16 protein-coding genes are annotated in these 16,890 nt (G+C 61.2%); 3 read left to right on the forward strand and 13 right to left on the reverse strand.

Going from position 1 to position 16,890, the window contains the following annotated elements:
- Positions 1 to 11 precede the first annotated feature (11 nt).
- Genes cnbZ through RCAS_RS02490 form a run of 3 tightly spaced genes read left to right on the forward strand, consistent with a single transcriptional unit; the run spans position 12 to position 2,210 of the window.
- Entirely contained in the window at positions 12 to 749 is a 738-nt protein-coding gene (gene cnbZ, locus RCAS_RS02480; RefSeq protein ID WP_011998014.1) for a 2-amino-5-chloromuconate deaminase CnbZ, read from the forward strand.
- 14 nt (positions 750 to 763) lie between these two features.
- Positions 764 to 1,447 (forward strand): carbohydrate-binding family 9-like protein, encoded by a 684-nt coding sequence (locus tag RCAS_RS02485; RefSeq protein ID WP_232280136.1) that lies wholly within the window; start codon positions 764 to 766, stop codon positions 1,445 to 1,447.
- Complete coding sequence (locus tag RCAS_RS02490) at positions 1,428 to 2,210, forward strand: SDR family NAD(P)-dependent oxidoreductase (protein ID WP_011998016.1); 783 nt, start codon at positions 1,428 to 1,430, stop codon at positions 2,208 to 2,210. Before RCAS_RS02485 ends, RCAS_RS02490 begins: the two co-directional genes overlap by 20 nt.
- 5 nt (positions 2,211 to 2,215) lie before the next feature.
- Here RCAS_RS02490 and RCAS_RS02495 read toward each other — a convergent pair whose 3' ends face one another.
- The 13 genes from RCAS_RS02495 to RCAS_RS02555 form a co-directional block, all read right to left on the reverse strand.
- Complete coding sequence (locus tag RCAS_RS02495) at positions 2,216 to 4,162, reverse strand: polysaccharide biosynthesis protein (protein ID WP_011998017.1); 1,947 nt, start codon at positions 4,160 to 4,162, stop codon at positions 2,216 to 2,218.
- A 14-nt stretch (positions 4,163 to 4,176) separates the two neighbouring features.
- Positions 4,177 to 4,854: a YdcF family protein gene (locus RCAS_RS02500; protein WP_011998018.1), complete on the reverse strand. Its 678-nt coding sequence runs from the start codon at positions 4,852 to 4,854 to the stop codon at positions 4,177 to 4,179.
- Positions 4,851 to 6,062 carry a DegT/DnrJ/EryC1/StrS family aminotransferase gene (locus RCAS_RS02505; RefSeq protein WP_011998019.1) on the reverse strand — a complete coding sequence of 404 codons (1,212 nt, stop codon included), beginning with the start codon at positions 6,060 to 6,062 and terminating at the stop codon, positions 4,851 to 4,853. Before RCAS_RS02505 ends, RCAS_RS02500 begins: the two co-directional genes overlap by 4 nt.
- 86 nt (positions 6,063 to 6,148) lie before the next feature.
- Complete coding sequence (locus RCAS_RS02510) at positions 6,149 to 7,237, reverse strand: lipid II:glycine glycyltransferase FemX (RefSeq protein ID WP_011998020.1); 1,089 nt, start codon at positions 7,235 to 7,237, stop codon at positions 6,149 to 6,151.
- Positions 7,238 to 7,248: 11 nt separating this feature from the next.
- Positions 7,249 to 8,277, reverse strand: coding sequence for an NAD(+) synthase (gene nadE / locus RCAS_RS02515; protein ID WP_011998021.1), 1,029 nt, complete (start codon positions 8,275 to 8,277; stop codon positions 7,249 to 7,251).
- Positions 8,267 to 10,267, reverse strand: coding sequence for an asparagine synthase (glutamine-hydrolyzing) (gene asnB / locus RCAS_RS02520; RefSeq protein ID WP_011998022.1), 2,001 nt, complete (start codon positions 10,265 to 10,267; stop codon positions 8,267 to 8,269). The genes nadE and asnB overlap by 11 nt, the downstream gene beginning before the upstream one ends.
- Before the next feature lie 84 nt (positions 10,268 to 10,351).
- Positions 10,352 to 11,890 (reverse strand): class I adenylate-forming enzyme family protein, encoded by a 1,539-nt coding sequence (locus RCAS_RS02525; protein WP_011998023.1) that lies wholly within the window; start codon positions 11,888 to 11,890, stop codon positions 10,352 to 10,354.
- Positions 11,877 to 12,212 carry an acyl carrier protein gene (locus RCAS_RS02530; RefSeq protein ID WP_198135988.1) on the reverse strand — a complete coding sequence of 112 codons (336 nt, stop codon included), beginning with the start codon at positions 12,210 to 12,212 and terminating at the stop codon, positions 11,877 to 11,879. Before RCAS_RS02530 ends, RCAS_RS02525 begins: the two co-directional genes overlap by 14 nt.
- A gap of 14 nt (positions 12,213 to 12,226) precedes the next feature.
- Positions 12,227 to 12,892: a PIG-L deacetylase family protein gene (locus tag RCAS_RS02535; RefSeq protein WP_011998025.1), complete on the reverse strand. Its 666-nt coding sequence runs from the start codon at positions 12,890 to 12,892 to the stop codon at positions 12,227 to 12,229.
- Between the two features lie 19 nt (positions 12,893 to 12,911).
- Positions 12,912 to 13,775, reverse strand: a complete 864-nt coding sequence (locus RCAS_RS02540; RefSeq protein ID WP_011998026.1) for a GNAT family N-acetyltransferase — start codon at positions 13,773 to 13,775, stop codon at positions 12,912 to 12,914.
- A 3-nt stretch (positions 13,776 to 13,778) separates the two neighbouring features.
- Positions 13,779 to 14,438 carry a sugar transferase gene (locus tag RCAS_RS02545; RefSeq protein WP_011998027.1) on the reverse strand — a complete coding sequence of 220 codons (660 nt, stop codon included), beginning with the start codon at positions 14,436 to 14,438 and terminating at the stop codon, positions 13,779 to 13,781.
- A gap of 17 nt (positions 14,439 to 14,455) precedes the next feature.
- Positions 14,456 to 15,619 carry a glycosyltransferase gene (locus tag RCAS_RS02550; protein ID WP_011998028.1) on the reverse strand — a complete coding sequence of 388 codons (1,164 nt, stop codon included), beginning with the start codon at positions 15,617 to 15,619 and terminating at the stop codon, positions 14,456 to 14,458.
- Positions 15,620 to 15,653: 34 nt separating this feature from the next.
- On the reverse strand, positions 15,654 to 16,883 hold the full coding sequence (locus RCAS_RS02555; RefSeq protein ID WP_011998029.1) for a glycosyltransferase: 1,230 nt from the start codon (positions 16,881 to 16,883) through the stop codon (positions 15,654 to 15,656).
- Between the last annotated feature and the right edge of the window lie 7 nt (positions 16,884 to 16,890).

Consider the following 16,890-nt stretch of genomic DNA (forward strand, 5'->3'; position numbering starts at 1 on the left):
AGGAGCACGCCATGCAACTGGTTGAGAATCCGTCCGGCGGATTCGCCTTTCTGCCCGGCGGTCTGCCCTATTCTGCCGGCGTGGTAGCGCTGCCCGGCTTCGAGATTGTGCGCGCGACGCTCCAGCGTCCGCTGCCATACCGCGAGGGGTTCGCGCTGATTGACCGCCACCTGGAGATGATCGGACGACCCGCTGCGGCGCTCTGCGCTATCGAGTTGCGCTCTCCCAAACCGTGGAGTATGGAGGATTTTGGCGTCTTTAATGCCGGGTATCGCGTTGAACTTGAGACGCGCGGCATTCTGCTCGATGGAACCAACCCGGTGGCCCGCACGAATGTCGCACCAGCCTATGCGCCGCCGGAAGAACCGTCGCTCTATGCCTTCTCCTACACCATTCCCGCATCAGCGGCCGGGCGCACATTCGTCATTGCCGGCGCCGGCGATCTCGATGAGCGCGGCATTATTGCCGAAGGGCAGACGTCGCCCGAAGCGATGCGCACAAAAGCAAACTTTGTGATGGATGTGATGATGAAGCGCCTGGCTGCGTTGGGATGCGGTATCGATGATGTGACCAATATGGCGGTCTACTCGGTTCACTCGCCGCTCGATTTTGTGACCGATACGCTGCTCGCGCCGCTTGGGTCCGCTGCGGTTCATGCCTTTCACTGGTACTACAGCCGTCCACCGGTCATTGGGCTGGAGTTCGAGGTCGATATGCGCGGCGTGCGCCAGGAAGTGCGCCTGTGGTGATCTGAATGCGCGAGATGGATACGCTGCCTCATTACCATGTTGTGCGTGTGCCGCCGGAATGGTCGACGGGCGATGACCCCTTTGCATGGGACTGGACGCAGATGCCGGCGATCATGCCATTTGTTCTCGCCGATGGCAGCGGACCGGCGACGCAACAAACGATGGCGCGCCTGGGGTATGACTCCGATTGCCTGTATGTGCGGTTTGACTGTGAGGATTGCGACATCTGGGGGACGTACCGCGAGCGCGACGAGCCGATCTACAACGAGGAGGTCGTCGAACTGTTCATCAGCCCTGGGGCGGAGACGCCGGTAGCGTATTTCGAGTTCGAGATCAGCCCGAATGGCGTCTTTTTCGATGCGCGGATCGGCAATCCGCACGAGGATCGCGCCACGCTGCGCGTCGATCTGGCGTGGAATGCCGATGCGCGCTGGTGGGCGCGCCGGGAAGACGCTGCCGGTCGCTGGACGGCGATCCTGGCGTTGCCATGGCGTTGCCTGACATCCGAGCCGCTGCCGCTTGTCTGGCGCGCCAATCTGTTTCGTATTGAACGTCCGCGCGATGGCGAACCCGAATTCAGTTGCTGGTCGCCAACGTTTACGACGCCTGCCGATTTTCACAAACCATCCCGCTTCGGGTGTCTGATGCTCGCCGAAGAGTGCCGTGAGAGGATTCGCAATGCAGCGATTGAAGAATAAAATTGCGCTGATTACCGGCGCCGCGCGCGGCATCGGTCGTGGAATCGCGCTTTGTATGGCGGAAGAAGGCGCTGATGTCGTCCTCAACGATCTGCCGCCGGGTATGCCGGAGGTGGTCGATGTTCGTTCAACTGCCGCCGAGATCGAGACGCTTGGCAGACGCGCACTGGTCGTGTATGGCGATGTGGCGAGTCGCGACGCGGTTGAGCGCATGGTCGCCACAGCCGTCGAGCAGTTTGGACGGATCGACATTGTGGTCGCCAATGCTGCATTTTCCATTCGTGAACTGGTTGTCGAAGCGCAATGGGAGCACGTCCTGCGCACGATTGAGGTGACCCAATTCGGCGTTTTTCACACCTGTCAGGCGGCAGCGCGTCACATGGTCGCGCGTGGCGGTCCGGGCAAGATCATCATTATCGGTTCAATCCTCTCGCAGATTCCCCTGCCAACCAGCGCCGCGTACAACATGGCGAAAGCGGCGGTGAATCAGTTTGCGCCGACGCTGGCTGCCGAACTCGCGCCCTACCGGATCAACGTGAACGTCATCAATCCGGGGTACATCGACACGCCGGGCGAGCGCAAATTCGCCACCGAGGAGGAATTGCAGCGCGCGGCGCAGCAGATTCCGTGGGGACGCCTGGGCACGCCGCGCGACATCGGGCGCGCGGCGGTGTTTCTCGCCAGCGACGACGCCGATTACATGACCGGCAGCGCTCTCTGTGTAGACGGCGGGTATCGGGTGGGGATGCGGCTGCCGTCGTAGTTCCGTCATACGCTCCCTGCCGTCAGCGCGCGCAGATCGGGGCGCGCCTGCGCCCGATCAGTGTGCAGCATCTCGATGGATGTCGCCTGGCTGCGTTCCACAATAAGGCGCAGCAAGCGCTGAGTGCGGTGCGCGTCGTCCGCGAGCGCCGCTTCTTCGAGATCGGCGATGAGCGCTAGCACATCGGGCGGCACGAGTCGCCCGGCATGGCGGGCGATGAAGATTTTCTCGTGACCGGTGCGATCATACGTTTCGCCGGGCAGGAACAGTTCCTCGTAGAGTTTTTCGCCTGGGCGTAACCCGACGAAGGCAATATCAATGTCGCGCCCGACCTGCAACCCGGAGAGTTCGATCATGTCGCGCGCCAGATCGAGGATTTTGACCGGCTCGCCCATGTCGAGCGTGAACACCTCGCCGCCCTGACCAAGCGCCGCCGCCTGCAACACCAGTTGCACCGCTTCGGGGATGGTCATGAAATAGCGGCGCATTTCAGGATGGGTGACAGTCACCGGTCCGCCGATTGCAATCTGTTGTTTGAACGTCCATACCACACTGCCGCGACTGCCGAGGACGTTGCCGAAACGAACCGCCATGAACGCCCGTCCACTGCGTTTTGCGGCGTGATGCACCAGCAACTCGGCAGCGCGCTTGCTGCTGCCCATGATGCTGGTCGGATTGACGGCTTTATCGGTCGAAATCATCACGAAGCGTTCGACGCCGGTCACAATCGAGGCATCGAGCAGGTTGCGCGTTCCGAGCACATTATTGGTGACCGCCTCGACCGGGTTGGCTTCCATGAGCGGCACGTGCTTGTGCGCCGCAGCGTGGAACACAATTTCTGGACGGTACTGCTCGAATACGGAATGGATCCGTTCGGTAAAGCGAATATCAGCGATGACCGTGCGCAGAAGAGTAGTGCTGCGCGGAACGCCGGATTCATTGCAGCCGTTGTTCAGCCATTGTTGCAGCTCGTTGTGAATAGCAAAGACGCTGTTCTCACCGTGCCCGAGAATGATCAGTTCAGCCGGTTCATAGCGCAGCACATGGCGGCAGATTTCGCTACCAATCGAACCGCCGCCGCCGGTGACCATAACGCGCCGTCCACGGATCAGCGCGCTCACCGCCTGCATATCGGTACTGATCGGTTCGCGTCGGAGCAGGTCTTCGATCTGCACATCGCGGATGTGGTTGACACTAAAGCGTCCATCAACCAGTTCGGCAAGTCCGGGGATGATTTTCGCGCGCACGCCGGCCCGCTCGCAGATGGACACAATGTCGCGGATCGTTTTTCCGGGAACGCCCGGCATCGCAATGATGACCTCATCGACGTGGTGATCGGCGACCAGGCGCGGAATATCGTGCCGATTGCCCAGGACCGACGCGCCGTTGATCCGCACGCCGCGCTTGCCTGGGTTGTCGTCGACGAAGCCAACGATGATGGTGTTTCGTCGCGCAGTGCGTAGGCTGTGCGCAATCATTGCGCCCGCTTCGCCCGCGCCCATGATCAGCACCCGATTACTGCTGTGCTGTGAATGACGCAACGACGATGGGCGAAAGCGCGCCTGCACGCTCAGGCGGGGCAGCGCCGTCAGCGCCATCGCGGGCATGGTGAAAATCAGCGGAACCGACAATGGCACAACCGGCAAGTGCGGGAACAGCGCGCGCATGAGCAGAACAAGACCTGTCAGCATGATTCCGGCGAACGCCAGCGCAACTGCCAGCAGGCTAAACTCGTAGAACGACGCATAGCGCCAGTACTGTGCGTACACGCCAACCATCGCAAATGTCGAAGGGACAACGATCAGGGTTATGCCTGTAAACAGCGCATACGCCCCCCAGTATTCCCTCAGATCGAGACGTTCGAGGCGCAAAGCATATCCGAGAAACGCGGCGATAATCAGCGCCAGTGCATCTATCCCATAGAAATGAAACGCAGGCATCGAACGCGCCATCCTTTTCCTCCTTGCTAACACTCCCAGGGAGTGACGCCAAAGCGCAGAAGATAGTAGAACGTCTTGAGCAGTTCGCCCGCCACGATACGACGACCTTCAGGATGATGCCACCAGTCGAATGGGGTGTAGGGCGGGTTGCGTGGACCGTCGTAGAATGCCTCGATCCCTGAACCTGCCAGATGGTGTTTGATTACACACAGTGCGCGCCGACTGTGGGACCAGTCGGTCACAATAATCACCCGTTCGACCTTGCGTTCCCGCGCCATTCGCGCAATCTCGCGCCCGTCCGTCCAGGTGCTGTCGGTGATCAATGGCACGAATGCTGCGGCGGGAACACCCTGCTGGATCGCCAGCCGCCGCGCTTTCTGCACAACGGCGGATCCGCCGGGCATTTCGCCAGTGCGCCAGATTTCGCGCGCCCATCCTTCGCGGTAGAGGTCGATAGCGTGCTGATCGCGCAACGGAAATCCGCCTCCCAGCACCACAATCGCATCGGCGCGCGCCGTCCGCCCCGGCAACGCCAGCAGACTGCCGAGCGCCGGCAGCCACCATCCGGCGCTGCCTGCCAGGAGCGCAATCGTTGCAAGGGCTGCTCCGCCAATGCGGACAAACATGCGCCGCGATTGCCGGGATCGATACCCGGAGGTCAGGCGCTCTGGCGAAGTATTGCAATCCATCGACCGAATCTTCATAGCGTGTCCGCCATTTCCTCGCGGGTGATCGCGCACTCCAGGCTCTGGCGCAGCCGTTCGCAGACCATATCCACCTGCGCTTCGGTCACGACGCCGGAGAAGGGCAGCGCCAGCGATGTATCTCCCAGGCGCTCGGTGACCGGAAAATCGCCTCGCCTGAAACCGAACCGTTTGCGATAGAACGGTTGCAGGTGGATTGGCGTGAAGTAGGGACGACTGGGGATGCCTGTCGCTGCCAACTGGCGCATCACTGCATCACGGTTGGCGGGTGGTTTGATCCGCACCACATAGACGAACCAACTCATCCGGGCGGTCGTTGCGCTAATGATCGGACGCTCGATCAGTTCCACGTCCGCCAGTCGCTCATTGTACCAGGCGGCGACCTGCGCGCGCTTCGCCAGTAATTCGTGAATGCGCTGCATCTGCGCACATCCCAGCGCCGCACTCAGTTCATCGAGGCGATAGTTGAAGCCGAGACGAGTATGGTTCAGCCATGCGTCGAAGACGTCGCGCCCCTGGTTGCGCAGGCTGCGTAGCAGCGCCGTCCACACCTCGTTGTTCGTCACGATCATGCCGCCTTCGCCCGTGGTGATCTGTTTGTTGGGGTAGAAGGCAAAAACGGCGATGTCACCCAGCGTTCCTGCTGGACGGTTGCGATATTCCGAACCCAGGGCTTCGCATGCATCTTCGATGACCACAAGATTGCGCTGGCGCGCAATTGCGACGATTGGCGCCATATCCGCCGGTTGACCAAAGGCATGCACCGGCAGTATCGCCTTTAACCTCCCGTAGCGACTGTTGCGCAACGCCGGGGGCAGCCAGCGGCGCGCCGTCATACCGCCGCGCGCCAGGTCGCCAATGGCGGCACGCACCTGCTCTGGGTCAATGTTGCCGGTGAGCGGATCGACATCGACGAAGATCGGGATGCCACGTTCATACAGAATGCAGTTGGCTGAGGCAATGAATGAGAATGGCGTGGTGACCACCAGATCATACTCGGTCACGCCGGCGGCAATGATGCTCAAATGCAAACCGCTGGTGCCGGAATTGACCGCGATGCCATAGCGTGCGCCGACGAACGCCGCCAGGCGCTGCTCGAACTGCTGCACATACGGTCCGATGCTCAAGACCGGCGTATGCAGAACGTTCAGAATGGCATCACGTTCTGCGTCGGTCAGGTCGGGTGATGACATTGGCACTGTGTCCATGCTGTCATTCCTTCTACTAGTATTCGCCGGACGGCGAGCTGATCACCGTGCTCTCCGTTCCTTTGCCTCTTCTGACGAGCGAAGGATCAGCCGCCAACCTCGCGCGCGCGCCCCGCATCGCACGGCGGCAGCGCGCGGTATGCCGGGAAGTACTCCGCCTCATGCGGCGGAGAGCATCCGTAGTATTCCGTCCATGCCTGACACAGATCGGCGTACAATGCTGGCTGACAGACGCGCTGATAGGTCGAAAACCGGATGCGCAACGGCGAGAAACTTGCCTTGAACCGGTAAATGCCGTCGTCTGGTCGGTAGCCGCCCCCCAGAATGAGGCGGCGCTTTCTGTGACGCTGTCCCCACTGAATGGCGGCGTAGATGATCGCATATGCCGGACGTTGCTGCTGATATTCGATATCCATGCCGCCAAGAAAGTCGTACAGTTCTTCGTCGTCGTAGACATACAGTTTGGCAGCGATGATCCGACCACGATATTCAGCAAGCAGAAAGAGCGCATTCTCCGGCAACTCCTCGCGGTACGCCCAGAAATACGCAAATGGAAAGAAGTAACGAGAGTCGGCATTGCGCCGTTCCATCGTCAGCGTATAGATGCGATGGAACTCGCGCACATCCGCTTCTGTTCGCGCCTCGAAGACGCGCACCCCCTCACGTTGCGCCCGGCGAATGTTCCACCGGCATTGTTCATTGAAGGAGTGCGACCAGAGATCGTTCTCTGGAAGCGTCAGATCAATCGCCACAATGTCCCGATTGTAGCGCACCTCATCGGCGCGCAGCAGCCCGGCATGGCGATCCGAGGGATGCAGGTGCGCAAACTCTGCAATGATGCGCTCATCCTCACAGTAGTGGCGCCACCGTTCGACAAAGGCGCGTTGAAGGTGGGGCGCCACCTCCCCCAGTCCTGTCGGACCGGTATACTCGGGGGTCAGCGTATCCTGGTATGATGCATAGTGCTCTGCGAAAGGCAGATTGTTCAGGGGGCGAAGAAAAAAGGGGTGAACAATCCGCCCCTCATGTGATGCCACAACGAACAATCGCGCCGGGCAACCGGTGTGACGCCGGACGATCCGGGCATATCCGGCGCTGCCGAACACGCTGGCGCGTGCAGGCAATGCCGCCTCCCATGCGTCCTGATCGTCCGCCGTGTACAACATTTCCTGCATGTCATACCCCCTCATTCCTGCATGTTGGTGCAGGTCTCATGGTTCATGGTGATTGCAGCGTGCTCCTCAGCGCATAGTTCCAGGGGCGGCACGCGCAGATATGCCGTCGTGCGCCGTTTGCGAGCAAAATCGTTGAAGGCGCGCTGCACCTGCGCTGGCGTCAGGCGCAGCGCCTCTGCCACATCCACTACCGGTACGTTGTGCTCCTGCGCATACCAGAGCAAGTCCATCGTCTCGAACGGCAGCCGGAAGAAGAACTCCTGCTGCGTGGTTGGGGCGCTGTAGGTGTCGGACGTTGGCGGACGCCGCTGGATGACCTCTGGCACATCGAGATAGCGTGCCAGTTGATAGATCTGCGTCTTGTACAGATGCACAATCGGGCGCAGATCGGCGCTGCCGTCGCCGTACTTGACGAAGAAACCCTGGTCGTGCTCATTCTTGTTGGGCGTTCCGACAACAGCGTAGTGGCGCAATTCGGCGTGGTAGTACACTATCGCCATGCGCGTGCGTTGCTTGAAATTCGAAGCGGCGACGATTTGTGCGTATTCGCGTGGTGGCAGGCGTTTGCGCTTTACTTCACCGTCCGGTGTGATGATTTCCAGCGAGAAGACATTCAGCGTGTCTGTATCGAGCAGGTTTTGTGGGAGCACGATGCGCATCGTGTAGCCGTGTGCGGCGTCGTACTCCGGGAAAATCCGGCGCACGGCTTCGTCGCGGCGGCGGTAACAGTCGAACCCCTCGAGTGCTGGCGTGATGTCTTCCAGGATCGGCTCGACGCCATAATGCCGCGCGACCATCTCCGACAGATGCAGCGTTTGCGGGTCGGAGTCGCGTTCGGGCATCATCAGCGCTGCCACGCGCTGAGGTCCGAAGGCGCGGACGCAGAGCGCCAGCGCCACCGATGAATCGATCCCGCCGCTGATTCCCAACACAACCCCCTGACGGTGCAGGGTTCTGATGACGTGATACTGCAACCAGGCGATGATTCGCTCCGCTTCGGCAGCAGCATTGATCTGCAGGGCTCGCGCGTCAAATCCCATAAGTTCCTCCCACGGTGATGCCGTTTCTAATGCAGACTCTGACACTGTCTGCTTCGGAGATTGGCGGCGGTAAACGAAATTCGTGAATGAACCGCTCGACCAGCAGTTGGGTCGAGAGAATCCCCACCAGCGCCATGTCTTCGGTTTCACTCAAGCGGACGCCGGACTGTGCTTTCTCCTTCAGGTGCGCCACCGCCGTCGGTTTGAACAGACCGTTCGCCTGGACCTGATCCGGCGAGAGGAGATGCTGAACATAGTCCAGGCGCGCATCGTTGAAGAAACTGCGATGGATCGGCGCGCGGTACGGTTGCTTGGGACGCTGCCAGATGGCGTCTGGCAGCCAGGCACGACCGACCCGGCGCAGGATGTACTTCTCGGTGAGACCGCGCAGTTTCAGGCACGGTGGCAGGCGACTGGCAAATTCGATGACACGATGATCGAGGAAGGGAAAGCGCCCCTCAACCGCGTGCGCCATAATCATCCGGTCTCCCTGGGCAGAGAGGAGGTATTGCGAAAGGAACGTGGTGATCTCCAGATACTGCGCCTGCTGGAGCGGATCCCACGAACTGAACGCTTCCGGGTAGTATGGCGCGCGATCCGTGGATTGCGCCAGCGTATCGGCGGCCTGACGCACGTCGTCGCTGAAGAATCGGCGGGTGCGGCTGGTGGTGCGCCAGCGCGGACGGTGTGAGTAGTCTGGCGCGGTCGTATCCATCAATCCTTCACTGAAGAACGCCGCCAGATAGGCGACATTCTTGCCGGCAAACCCGGCGATCCAGGGATACAGGCGCCGCAATAGCAACGGTCGCAGGCGCGAAGACGGCTGACGCGCCCAAAACCGCCGCACCTTCGCTTCTTTGAAAATGTCGTAGCCTGCCAGAAATTCATCGGCGCCTTCGCCGGTCAGCACCACACGGTAGGAATGGTCGCGCACCAGTTGCGAGAGAATGAAGAGCGGCGCCGGCGATGTGCGCAGGATTGGCGTTTCCGTGTGCCAGATCACCTCCGGGAAGACGCGCCCAATATCGGCGTGCGTCACATACGCTACCTGATGGTTCGTGCCAAGGCACTGCGCCATCTGGCGCTGGAAGCGACTTTCATCGAACTCCGGGTCGCTGAAGGCAATCGAAAAGGTATCGAGGCGATTATCTGCGTACTGGCGCACAATTGCTGCAACTGTCGAGGAGTCCAGTCCGCCGCTGAGGTATGCCCCGACCGGCACATCCGCGCGCAGACGGATCGTTGTGGCGTCGATCAGGAGATCGCGCAACTCCTCGACATATTCCTCCTCGCGGCGCGCTTCGGTTGGCGCGCCGAACTCCAGCCGCCAGTACGGTTGAACATCGATCCGCCCGCGTCGCGCAATCAGGTAATGACCTGGAGGCAGATCCACGATGCCACGAAAAATGGTCCGCGGCGAGAGCGTTCCCCAGAACGTGAAAATCTGCTCCAGCGCCACGGGGTCGATGGCGCGTTGCACGCGCGGATCAGCGATGATTGCCTTGATCTCCGACGCGAAGATCAACGTGCCATCGACGATGGTATAGAACAGTGGGAGGATGCCGACCCGGTCGCGCGCCAGGAAGAGTGTCTGTTCGTGCGCGTCCCAGATGGCGATCGCAAACTGCCCGTTGAGATGGGAAAGGCATGCCGGACCGTACTCTTCATACAGGTGCAGAATCACCTCGGTATCGGTATTGGTCGTGAAGCGGTGCCCGCGCGCCTCGAGATCGGGACGCAGTTCCACATAGTTGAAGATTTCGCCGTTGAAGACGATCCAGAGACCCTCATCTTCGCTGGCAATCGGTTGCTGACCGCCGCTCAGATCGATGATGCTCAGTCGCGCATTGCCCAACCCGGCACGGTCGTCGAGATAGATGCCAAACTGATCAGGACCGCGGTGCCGGATCAACGCCAGCATCTGGCGCAGCATTTCTTCGGTAATCGGGTGATCACCCTGAACGTTGACGATGCCCACAATTCCACACATTACGAAACTCCTGATCTTACGATGCGTCATCGGGTCGGATCGCCGTGCCGCCGTGGGGGCGGGGCTGAGACCCGCCCCTGCCTGCTACGATCCGGCCAATTCGCGGCGGGCGATCTTTCCTGATGCGTTGACCGGCAGTTCGTCGCGGAACTCCACATAACGCGGTGTCATGAAGTCTTCCAACCGCGCGCGACAGTGCGCCAGAATCTGCTTTTCGGTCAGATCGGGATTTGTTGAGACGACGAATGCCTTGATTGCCTGCCCCAGGATCGGGTCGGGCACGCCGACCACTGCCACTGCTGTCACTCCCGGCAATTCGTAGATGACGTTCTCGACTTCTTTGGGGGCGACTTTCTCGCCGCGACTCTTGATGATGTCGTCCTTGCGCCCGACGAAGTACAGGTACCCTTCCTCGTCCATGCGGAACAGATCGCCGGTGTAACAGACGCGCTCGCCGGGCAATGGACCGGGACGATAGCGTTGCGCGGTCGCTTCCGGCGCTTCCCAGTAACCGCGCATTACATGCCGCCCGCGCACCACCAACTCGCCGACTTCGCCAGGTCCCAGGCGGTTGCCCTGTTCATCTTCCAGCCAGACTTCGGTGCCGGGAATGGCGATGCCCACCGAGCCGGGACGCCGTTCAAGTTCTTCCGGCGGCAGATAGAGGGTGCGTTTGGTTTCGGTCAGACCGTACATCGAGTAGAGGCGCGCCCAAGGGAACTTCCGGCGTAATTCCAGCGCGTGGCTTGGCGGCAACGCGGCGGCGGTATTCGTCAGATACCGGATGCTCGACAGGTCGTACTGGCTCAGGTCTATGGGCAGCAGCATCGCATAGATTGTCGGCACGCCGGGAAAACCGGTGACACGCTCTTCTTCGACGCGCTTGAGGATCGCCGCTGGATACGCAAACGAACGCTCCAGGATCAGCCGACCGCCAAAACGAAACGTCATCAGGAGTTGATAGAGACCGTAATCGAAGGAAAGCGGCAGCATATTGATGACGACATCATCTTCGACGTTGTGCAGATACTCGATGATCGACCCGCTGGCAAAGACGACGTTGCTGTGATCGCTCATGACGCCCTTCGCTTCGCCGGTGCTGCCCGAGGTATAGATCAGGCACGCCAGATCGAGATCGATCGTGACGCGCGGCAGAGGCGTTGCATCGTACTGCCCCTGCACCTCGTCGAAGTCGATGAAACGAGAATGCGTCAGGCGAGTTTCGGTGCGCTGATTGGACAGCACGCCAACCCGTAGTGAAGGGACATCGCGCAGCAATGCCGACAGGTGAACGTCTCTGATCTGGGCGTCGACAATGATTGCTGATGCGCGGCAGTTGTTCAGAATGGCGGTCAGTTTGTCCTGTTTGGTGGTATGGTTGATAACGACGAAGACGCCCCCTGCCTTGAGCACTGCGAAAATGCCAACCACTGCTTCAACCGAGTTGGGCGCGATGATCGCCACCCGGTCGCCGCGCCGGATGCCGTGCTCGACGAGCGCGTGCGCCAGGCGATTGGTCATCTGATCGAGGTCGCGGTAGGTCAATCGCCGACCATCGCAGACGAGCGCCACTTTATCCGGCAGGCGCGCAGCGCTGTTGATCAGGAAATCATGAACCAGCATAGGTTTCTCCCAGCGCAATCGAGGTGAGCGGCGCGTTGGCGACAATGGTTTCCTGCGCGCTGTTGGCAAGTTTGCGCGCCACATACGCCGACAGTTTGCTCACCGAGTCGAAGTTTTCGGGTGTCAGTTCGTGATCGGCGACACTGATGCCGAACTGCGCCTCAATGAACGAGACCAGTTCAATGACACCAAGCGAGTCCACAATCCCGTGCTCGATGAACGAGTCGTCATCACTGTAGACGAATCCTTCGTCGCCGAACAGGAGGTTGTGGGTGATATACCCACGAATCTGCGATGAAATACCCGGCATCGTGTTCTGCATACCCGTTTCCTCTTTCAGGCGATAATCTCGCGAACCAGCATAAACGCTTCTGCGGCCATCAGACCGGCAGTGCTGCCGCGCACCCGCGCCAGCGCTTCCACGGCGCGCAATGAGCGGGGATGGGGCGGGTGTTTGAGTTCGTTGCGAAAGCAGGCGAGCGCCTGCAATTTGCGCTCCAAAACGTCGTTGATGTCCACAAAAACGGTAGGTTTGAAGGCGCTTTCCTCCAGCGGCGACGCCCAATCCGTCTCTGAAAGGGTTTCATAGCAGAGCAACCGGCGCACGGGGCAGCGGTTGATCGGGCGTGCCGCCACCAGCGTCGCCAGATAGACGGCTTTATGATCGCCGTGCAGATCGCCGCCGAACGGTGTGTAGACCACATCGGCGCGCACAGAGAAGAGTGCTTCGCGGATCGCGTCGGCAAGTTCGTGACCCGGAACGGTGTCCAACCGTGGCGCAGGGAAGTCGAGGAAGAAGATTCCTGAACCGCCGAGCAGTTGGTGCGCGGTGCGCGAATCCTGTCGATCCGCCTCGTCCCGTTCCGGCGGAAAGAACTCCGGCATCCCACGGGTGACAACCAGTGTATAGACGGCATCGCCCTGCGCGACATGCCGCGCCGTAACCCCTCCACATCCAAGCACCTCATCATCAGGATGAGCAGCCACGACCAGGACATTCATGCCAGCGTTCCTTTCCCTTTCAAAACACATCGCTCAAGAGCAAACTGAAGCGCATCGGCGGCGGATGATCGCTCAGTGGCGCAGAGCACATGCGCAGCCGGTAATCGGTATGGCGTTCCATCATCGCCAGATTGAGACCGATCATGCGGGCATGAACCCCGGTCAGTCGGACCTGGCGCATCCCGGTGTAGGTCAACAACATCCCCAAATCGTTTGCCGACTCCTCCGGGCATGCCGTCAGGACATCGAGCACGGTAAGCGTGTCATCGCGCTCGATTTTGTAGATGACCGCAAGCCGGCCATTGACCAGTTCGGCATAGTACGGGCATGCCAGGCTGCGCCATTGCCGGTACGTCGCATCGCACGGCGGTCCAGCCTCATCGGTCAGCCGCAGATACGGCAGCGCGACGATGCTGTGTGGCGAACCGATGGGCGTCGCCGGGCGCCAGTTGTACAATTCGGTTTCGATCAGGGTCTTCCAACCGAAGGCGCGCTGAAACAGCGCATGCGAATTCTTGTTCGGAAACCCCAGAATGAACGGCGTTCCCTCTGCGCGCGCCGCCTCCGTCGTCGCCGACACCAGGCGATGAAAAGCGGGAAACCCGCGATAATCGGGATGCACCATGAGACTCATCGCCAGGTGGTACCGGTACACCTTCCCGCTGCCGTCTGTCAGTATGTGTGGCACGAGGGCGTGATGCCCGACCAGTTGATCGCCGTTCCAGCCCAATGCCACGATGGCGTCGCCATACGGATTGACAAAGTAGAACCGCGACCACGCGATCTTGTCCGGTCGATAACCGAACGTACTATGAAACAGGCGCTCGATCGCTGCGAATGCGCCTTCTGCTTCGGTGGCGGATCGAACAAGCGTCACGCGCATAAATCACCATCCCTGTGATTGCCCGACATGGGTTTCGGAAACGTTTCCCTGTGCTTGCGCCAGCACGCCAAGAAATTCGGGAACCTGACCATTGGCGCTGCGCTCGACCCCCTCGCGTGTCAGCACCACGCGCATCGTGCCGAACAGAATACGGAGATCGGTCCAGAGGCTGATATGATCGACATACCAGACATCACGCGCCAGGATTTCGTCCCACGTCTGATTGCTGCGCCCGTGGAGCACCGCCTGGCAGGTCACGCCGGGCAGCACATCAAGCCGTCGGCGTTGCTCTGGCGTATACCGGTTGATGTATGTCATCAACAACGGTCGCGGTCCCACCAGGCTCATCTCACCACGCAGGACGTTGAATAACTGCGGCAGTTCGTCTAGACTGGCGCTGCGCAGGAATCTGCCGAATGGCGTCAGACGTTGCTCGTCGGGCAACAGGTTGCCCTGTGCGTCGCGCGCATTGGTCATGCTGCGAAATTTGTAGAGCCTGAACGGTGTCCCATCTTTTCCGGCGCGCTCCTGGGTGAATAGCACCGGCGATCCCATCTTGAGCCGAATCAAGAGGGTAAGGATTGCCATTGCCGGCGCCAGCAGGATCAGCGCCGGAACAACCAGAATCAGGTCAAGTGCGCGTTTGCCGTATCTGCGATACATGAGCGGTCCTCCTTCCTCTAGATGGTTGGCGCCAGGGCATGTCGCTCACTCAACGCCGCCGTATACAACTGGTCGTGCAGTGCAATGATGCGCCGCAGGTCGTACCGCTTCGCCTGCTCCAAGCCACGTTGCGCCATTGCCTGCGCCGCCTTCTGGTCATTGATGATCCGCCACATCGCCTGCGCCAGTCCCGCAACGTCGCCAACCGGCACGAGCAGACCGGCGCCGTCCGCCAGCAGGTCGCGCACGCCGCGAATGTCCGACCCGATCACCGGCACTCCAAGCGCCAGGGCTTCCAGGATGCTGCGCGGCAATCCTTCCTGCTGCGAGGGGAGAAGGAGCGCCGTCGCCGCCCGAAGTAACGCCGGAATGTCGCGTCGGTAGCCGAGAAAATGGGTTCGTTTCGCAATGCCGAGGTCGGTCGCCAGGCGCCGCATCGATTCGAGCAATGGTCCGGTTCCTGCCAGCGCCAGGTGCGCGTCCTGCCGCTCCAGGCGCGCAAACGCCTGCAATGCATCGGCATGGCGCTTGCGCGGAATAAACTCGGCAATCATCAGAAACAGCGCCGCATCGGGCGCGACTCCCATGAGCAGGCGCAGCGTCGTTGCCTCCGCCGCAGCGACGCGATCCGGTCGGTAATGGGTCAGATCGACACCGATGCCCGGCATGTACCAGACTCGCTCCGGCGGCGCGAGACGGTGGCGAATAGCCGCCTGCTCGTCGGTGCGGTTGATCACCACCTGATAATCCATCCAGGCGCTTGCGATCTTTTCCAGCGTTAGAAAGGCGAGATTCCTGTGCCATGGCATACTCTGGTCGAAATTGAAGCCATGCGCCGTATAGATCACGCGGACGCCGGTGCGCCGCCGGACATCGCGCAACGCGTAGCGCGTCACAAAAGCGGCGACTGAGGTATGCACGTGAACAATGTCGTACCGCTCGCGTTCGACGATCCGCCGGATTCGCTGCGGCGTTCCGATCAGATTGACCGGAGTGAATGGCCGGCGTGACCAGGGGAGCGTCCAGATATATTCGAATGCGGCGCGCGTCTCAGGGTCAATCACCTCATCGCGCGTCATAGCGTCGACGCGCCAGCCGCTGGTGCGATAATGATGCGCAAATGGAATCAGAAACGCCGAGAGCGTCGCCGGCACCGTTGTGACAATCAATAAACGTGGCATCAGTCACCTCGCGCTATGAACCTGAACCCTCGCATCACGGCAGGGTGCGACGTCCCGCCGTCCATACGGTCGCTGCGTGACGGTCGGCGAGCCAGGCTTCGGTCTGTTCGCGCACCCGCTGGAAGAACGCCAGTCGTTGCTCGCGCAACCGGGACTCGGCGAATGACCGCGCGCGTTCGAGGTTGCGCGCTGAGGCGCGTGCCATCCGCTCCGGGCTGGCGACCATCTCACGGATAACCTGCGCCAGCGCCAGGGCATCGCCGGGAGGAACGAGGTCTTCCGGCGGCAACAGTTCGGGGATGCCGCCGACTGTCGAGCCAATGCAGGGAAGCGCGCGCGCCATCGCCTCGATCATCGCGCGCGGCATGCCTTCCTGCCGCGACGGCAGCACGAACAGATCCGCCGCGTCGAGTTCGGCGCGCACCGCTGCGCCCGTCGTCACCTGCCCGCGAAAGGTCACCCGGTCTGCAATGCCCAGCGCGCGGACGCGCTCTTCCATCTCCGAACGATGTTTGCCGTCGCCGACCAGCGTGAGAGACAGATCGACGCCTGCGCGCGCGCATGCCGCCACTGCGTCGATCACCGCATCCGGCGCTTTGTACAACTGCCCCAGTGTGCCGACGAAGATCAGGCGACAAGGGGCGCCGGGGGCGTGCAGCGGGCGCGGCGCCGGGACAATCGCCTCTTCGGGCAACTCGACATCCGACGCCGCCACCGCAAACGATGGGCACGGATAGCGCCGTTGGAGCGCCTGCTCGGTGACATAGCATGCCGCCGTGGCGTTCGCGCACTGTTGCCGTAGCCGATACGGAAACAGCCAGCGGAAGAACGGGCGCAGCGGATGCCGGACCGCACCGGGCGCAAACACGTCATACGGATCGCTGACCACTTCAACGCCATACGGCCGTCCTTCACGCCGCAGGGAAGGGTGGAGCAGACCGGCGATCTGCGAACTGACCCGCAGAATGACGGCATCCTCGTTGCCGATCGCGCGGCGTGCCGCCGCGCGAATCTGCGGCAGGCGCAGCAGGTATTGCTGCGGACCCAGGTACTCCGGGATGGCGGCAAAGGAGACGCGCCGCCCATCGGCGCGCTGCCAGTCGGGGGCTGCCCGCTGCGCATCGCGCACCCGCGCAACGACGCGCACCTGATCGAAGACTTCCAGATACCGCTGCCAGAAGCGGTACGGAAACTGCGTCTGCGTCCATACCACGCCGTCCGGCGTGCGATCAAAGTGATGTTCCAGCGACACAACCACGCGCATATGGTTC

Source organism: Roseiflexus castenholzii DSM 13941 (assembly GCF_000017805.1).
In the GTDB taxonomy this organism is placed as follows: Bacteria; Chloroflexota; Chloroflexia; order Chloroflexales; family Roseiflexaceae; genus Roseiflexus; species Roseiflexus castenholzii.

Excerpts from the sequence above, each read along its gene's own strand:
- cnbZ (WP_011998014.1), top strand. The coding sequence starts at position 12 with ATGCAACTGGTTGAGAATCCGTCCGGCGGATTCGCCTTTCTGCCCGGC.
- RCAS_RS02545 (WP_011998027.1), bottom strand. The coding sequence starts at position 14,438 with ATGTATCGCAGATACGGCAAACGCGCACTTGACCTGATTCTGGTTGTT.
- RCAS_RS02525 (WP_011998023.1), bottom strand. The coding sequence starts at position 11,890 with ATGCTGGTTCATGATTTCCTGATCAACAGCGCTGCGCGCCTGCCGGAT.
- nadE (WP_011998021.1), bottom strand. The coding sequence starts at position 8,277 with ATGGGATTTGACGCGCGAGCCCTGCAGATCAATGCTGCTGCCGAAGCG.
- RCAS_RS02540 (WP_011998026.1), bottom strand. The coding sequence starts at position 13,775 with ATGCGCGTGACGCTTGTTCGATCCGCCACCGAAGCAGAAGGCGCATTC.
- RCAS_RS02535 (WP_011998025.1), bottom strand. The coding sequence starts at position 12,892 with ATGAATGTCCTGGTCGTGGCTGCTCATCCTGATGATGAGGTGCTTGGA.
- RCAS_RS02530 (WP_198135988.1), bottom strand. The coding sequence starts at position 12,212 with ATGCAGAACACGATGCCGGGTATTTCATCGCAGATTCGTGGGTATATC.
- RCAS_RS02510 (WP_011998020.1), bottom strand. The coding sequence starts at position 7,237 with ATGCAGGAAATGTTGTACACGGCGGACGATCAGGACGCATGGGAGGCG.
- RCAS_RS02485 (WP_232280136.1), top strand. The coding sequence starts at position 764 with ATGGATACGCTGCCTCATTACCATGTTGTGCGTGTGCCGCCGGAATGG.
- RCAS_RS02500 (WP_011998018.1), bottom strand. The coding sequence starts at position 4,854 with ATGAAGATTCGGTCGATGGATTGCAATACTTCGCCAGAGCGCCTGACC.
- RCAS_RS02555 (WP_011998029.1), bottom strand. The coding sequence starts at position 16,883 with ATGCGCGTGGTTGTGTCGCTGGAACATCACTTTGATCGCACGCCGGAC.
- RCAS_RS02490 (WP_011998016.1), top strand. The coding sequence starts at position 1,428 with ATGCAGCGATTGAAGAATAAAATTGCGCTGATTACCGGCGCCGCGCGC.
- RCAS_RS02550 (WP_011998028.1), bottom strand. The coding sequence starts at position 15,619 with ATGCCACGTTTATTGATTGTCACAACGGTGCCGGCGACGCTCTCGGCG.
- RCAS_RS02495 (WP_011998017.1), bottom strand. The coding sequence starts at position 4,162 with ATGGCGCGTTCGATGCCTGCGTTTCATTTCTATGGGATAGATGCACTG.
- asnB (WP_011998022.1), bottom strand. The coding sequence starts at position 10,267 with ATGTGTGGAATTGTGGGCATCGTCAACGTTCAGGGTGATCACCCGATT.
- RCAS_RS02505 (WP_011998019.1), bottom strand. The coding sequence starts at position 6,062 with ATGGACACAGTGCCAATGTCATCACCCGACCTGACCGACGCAGAACGT.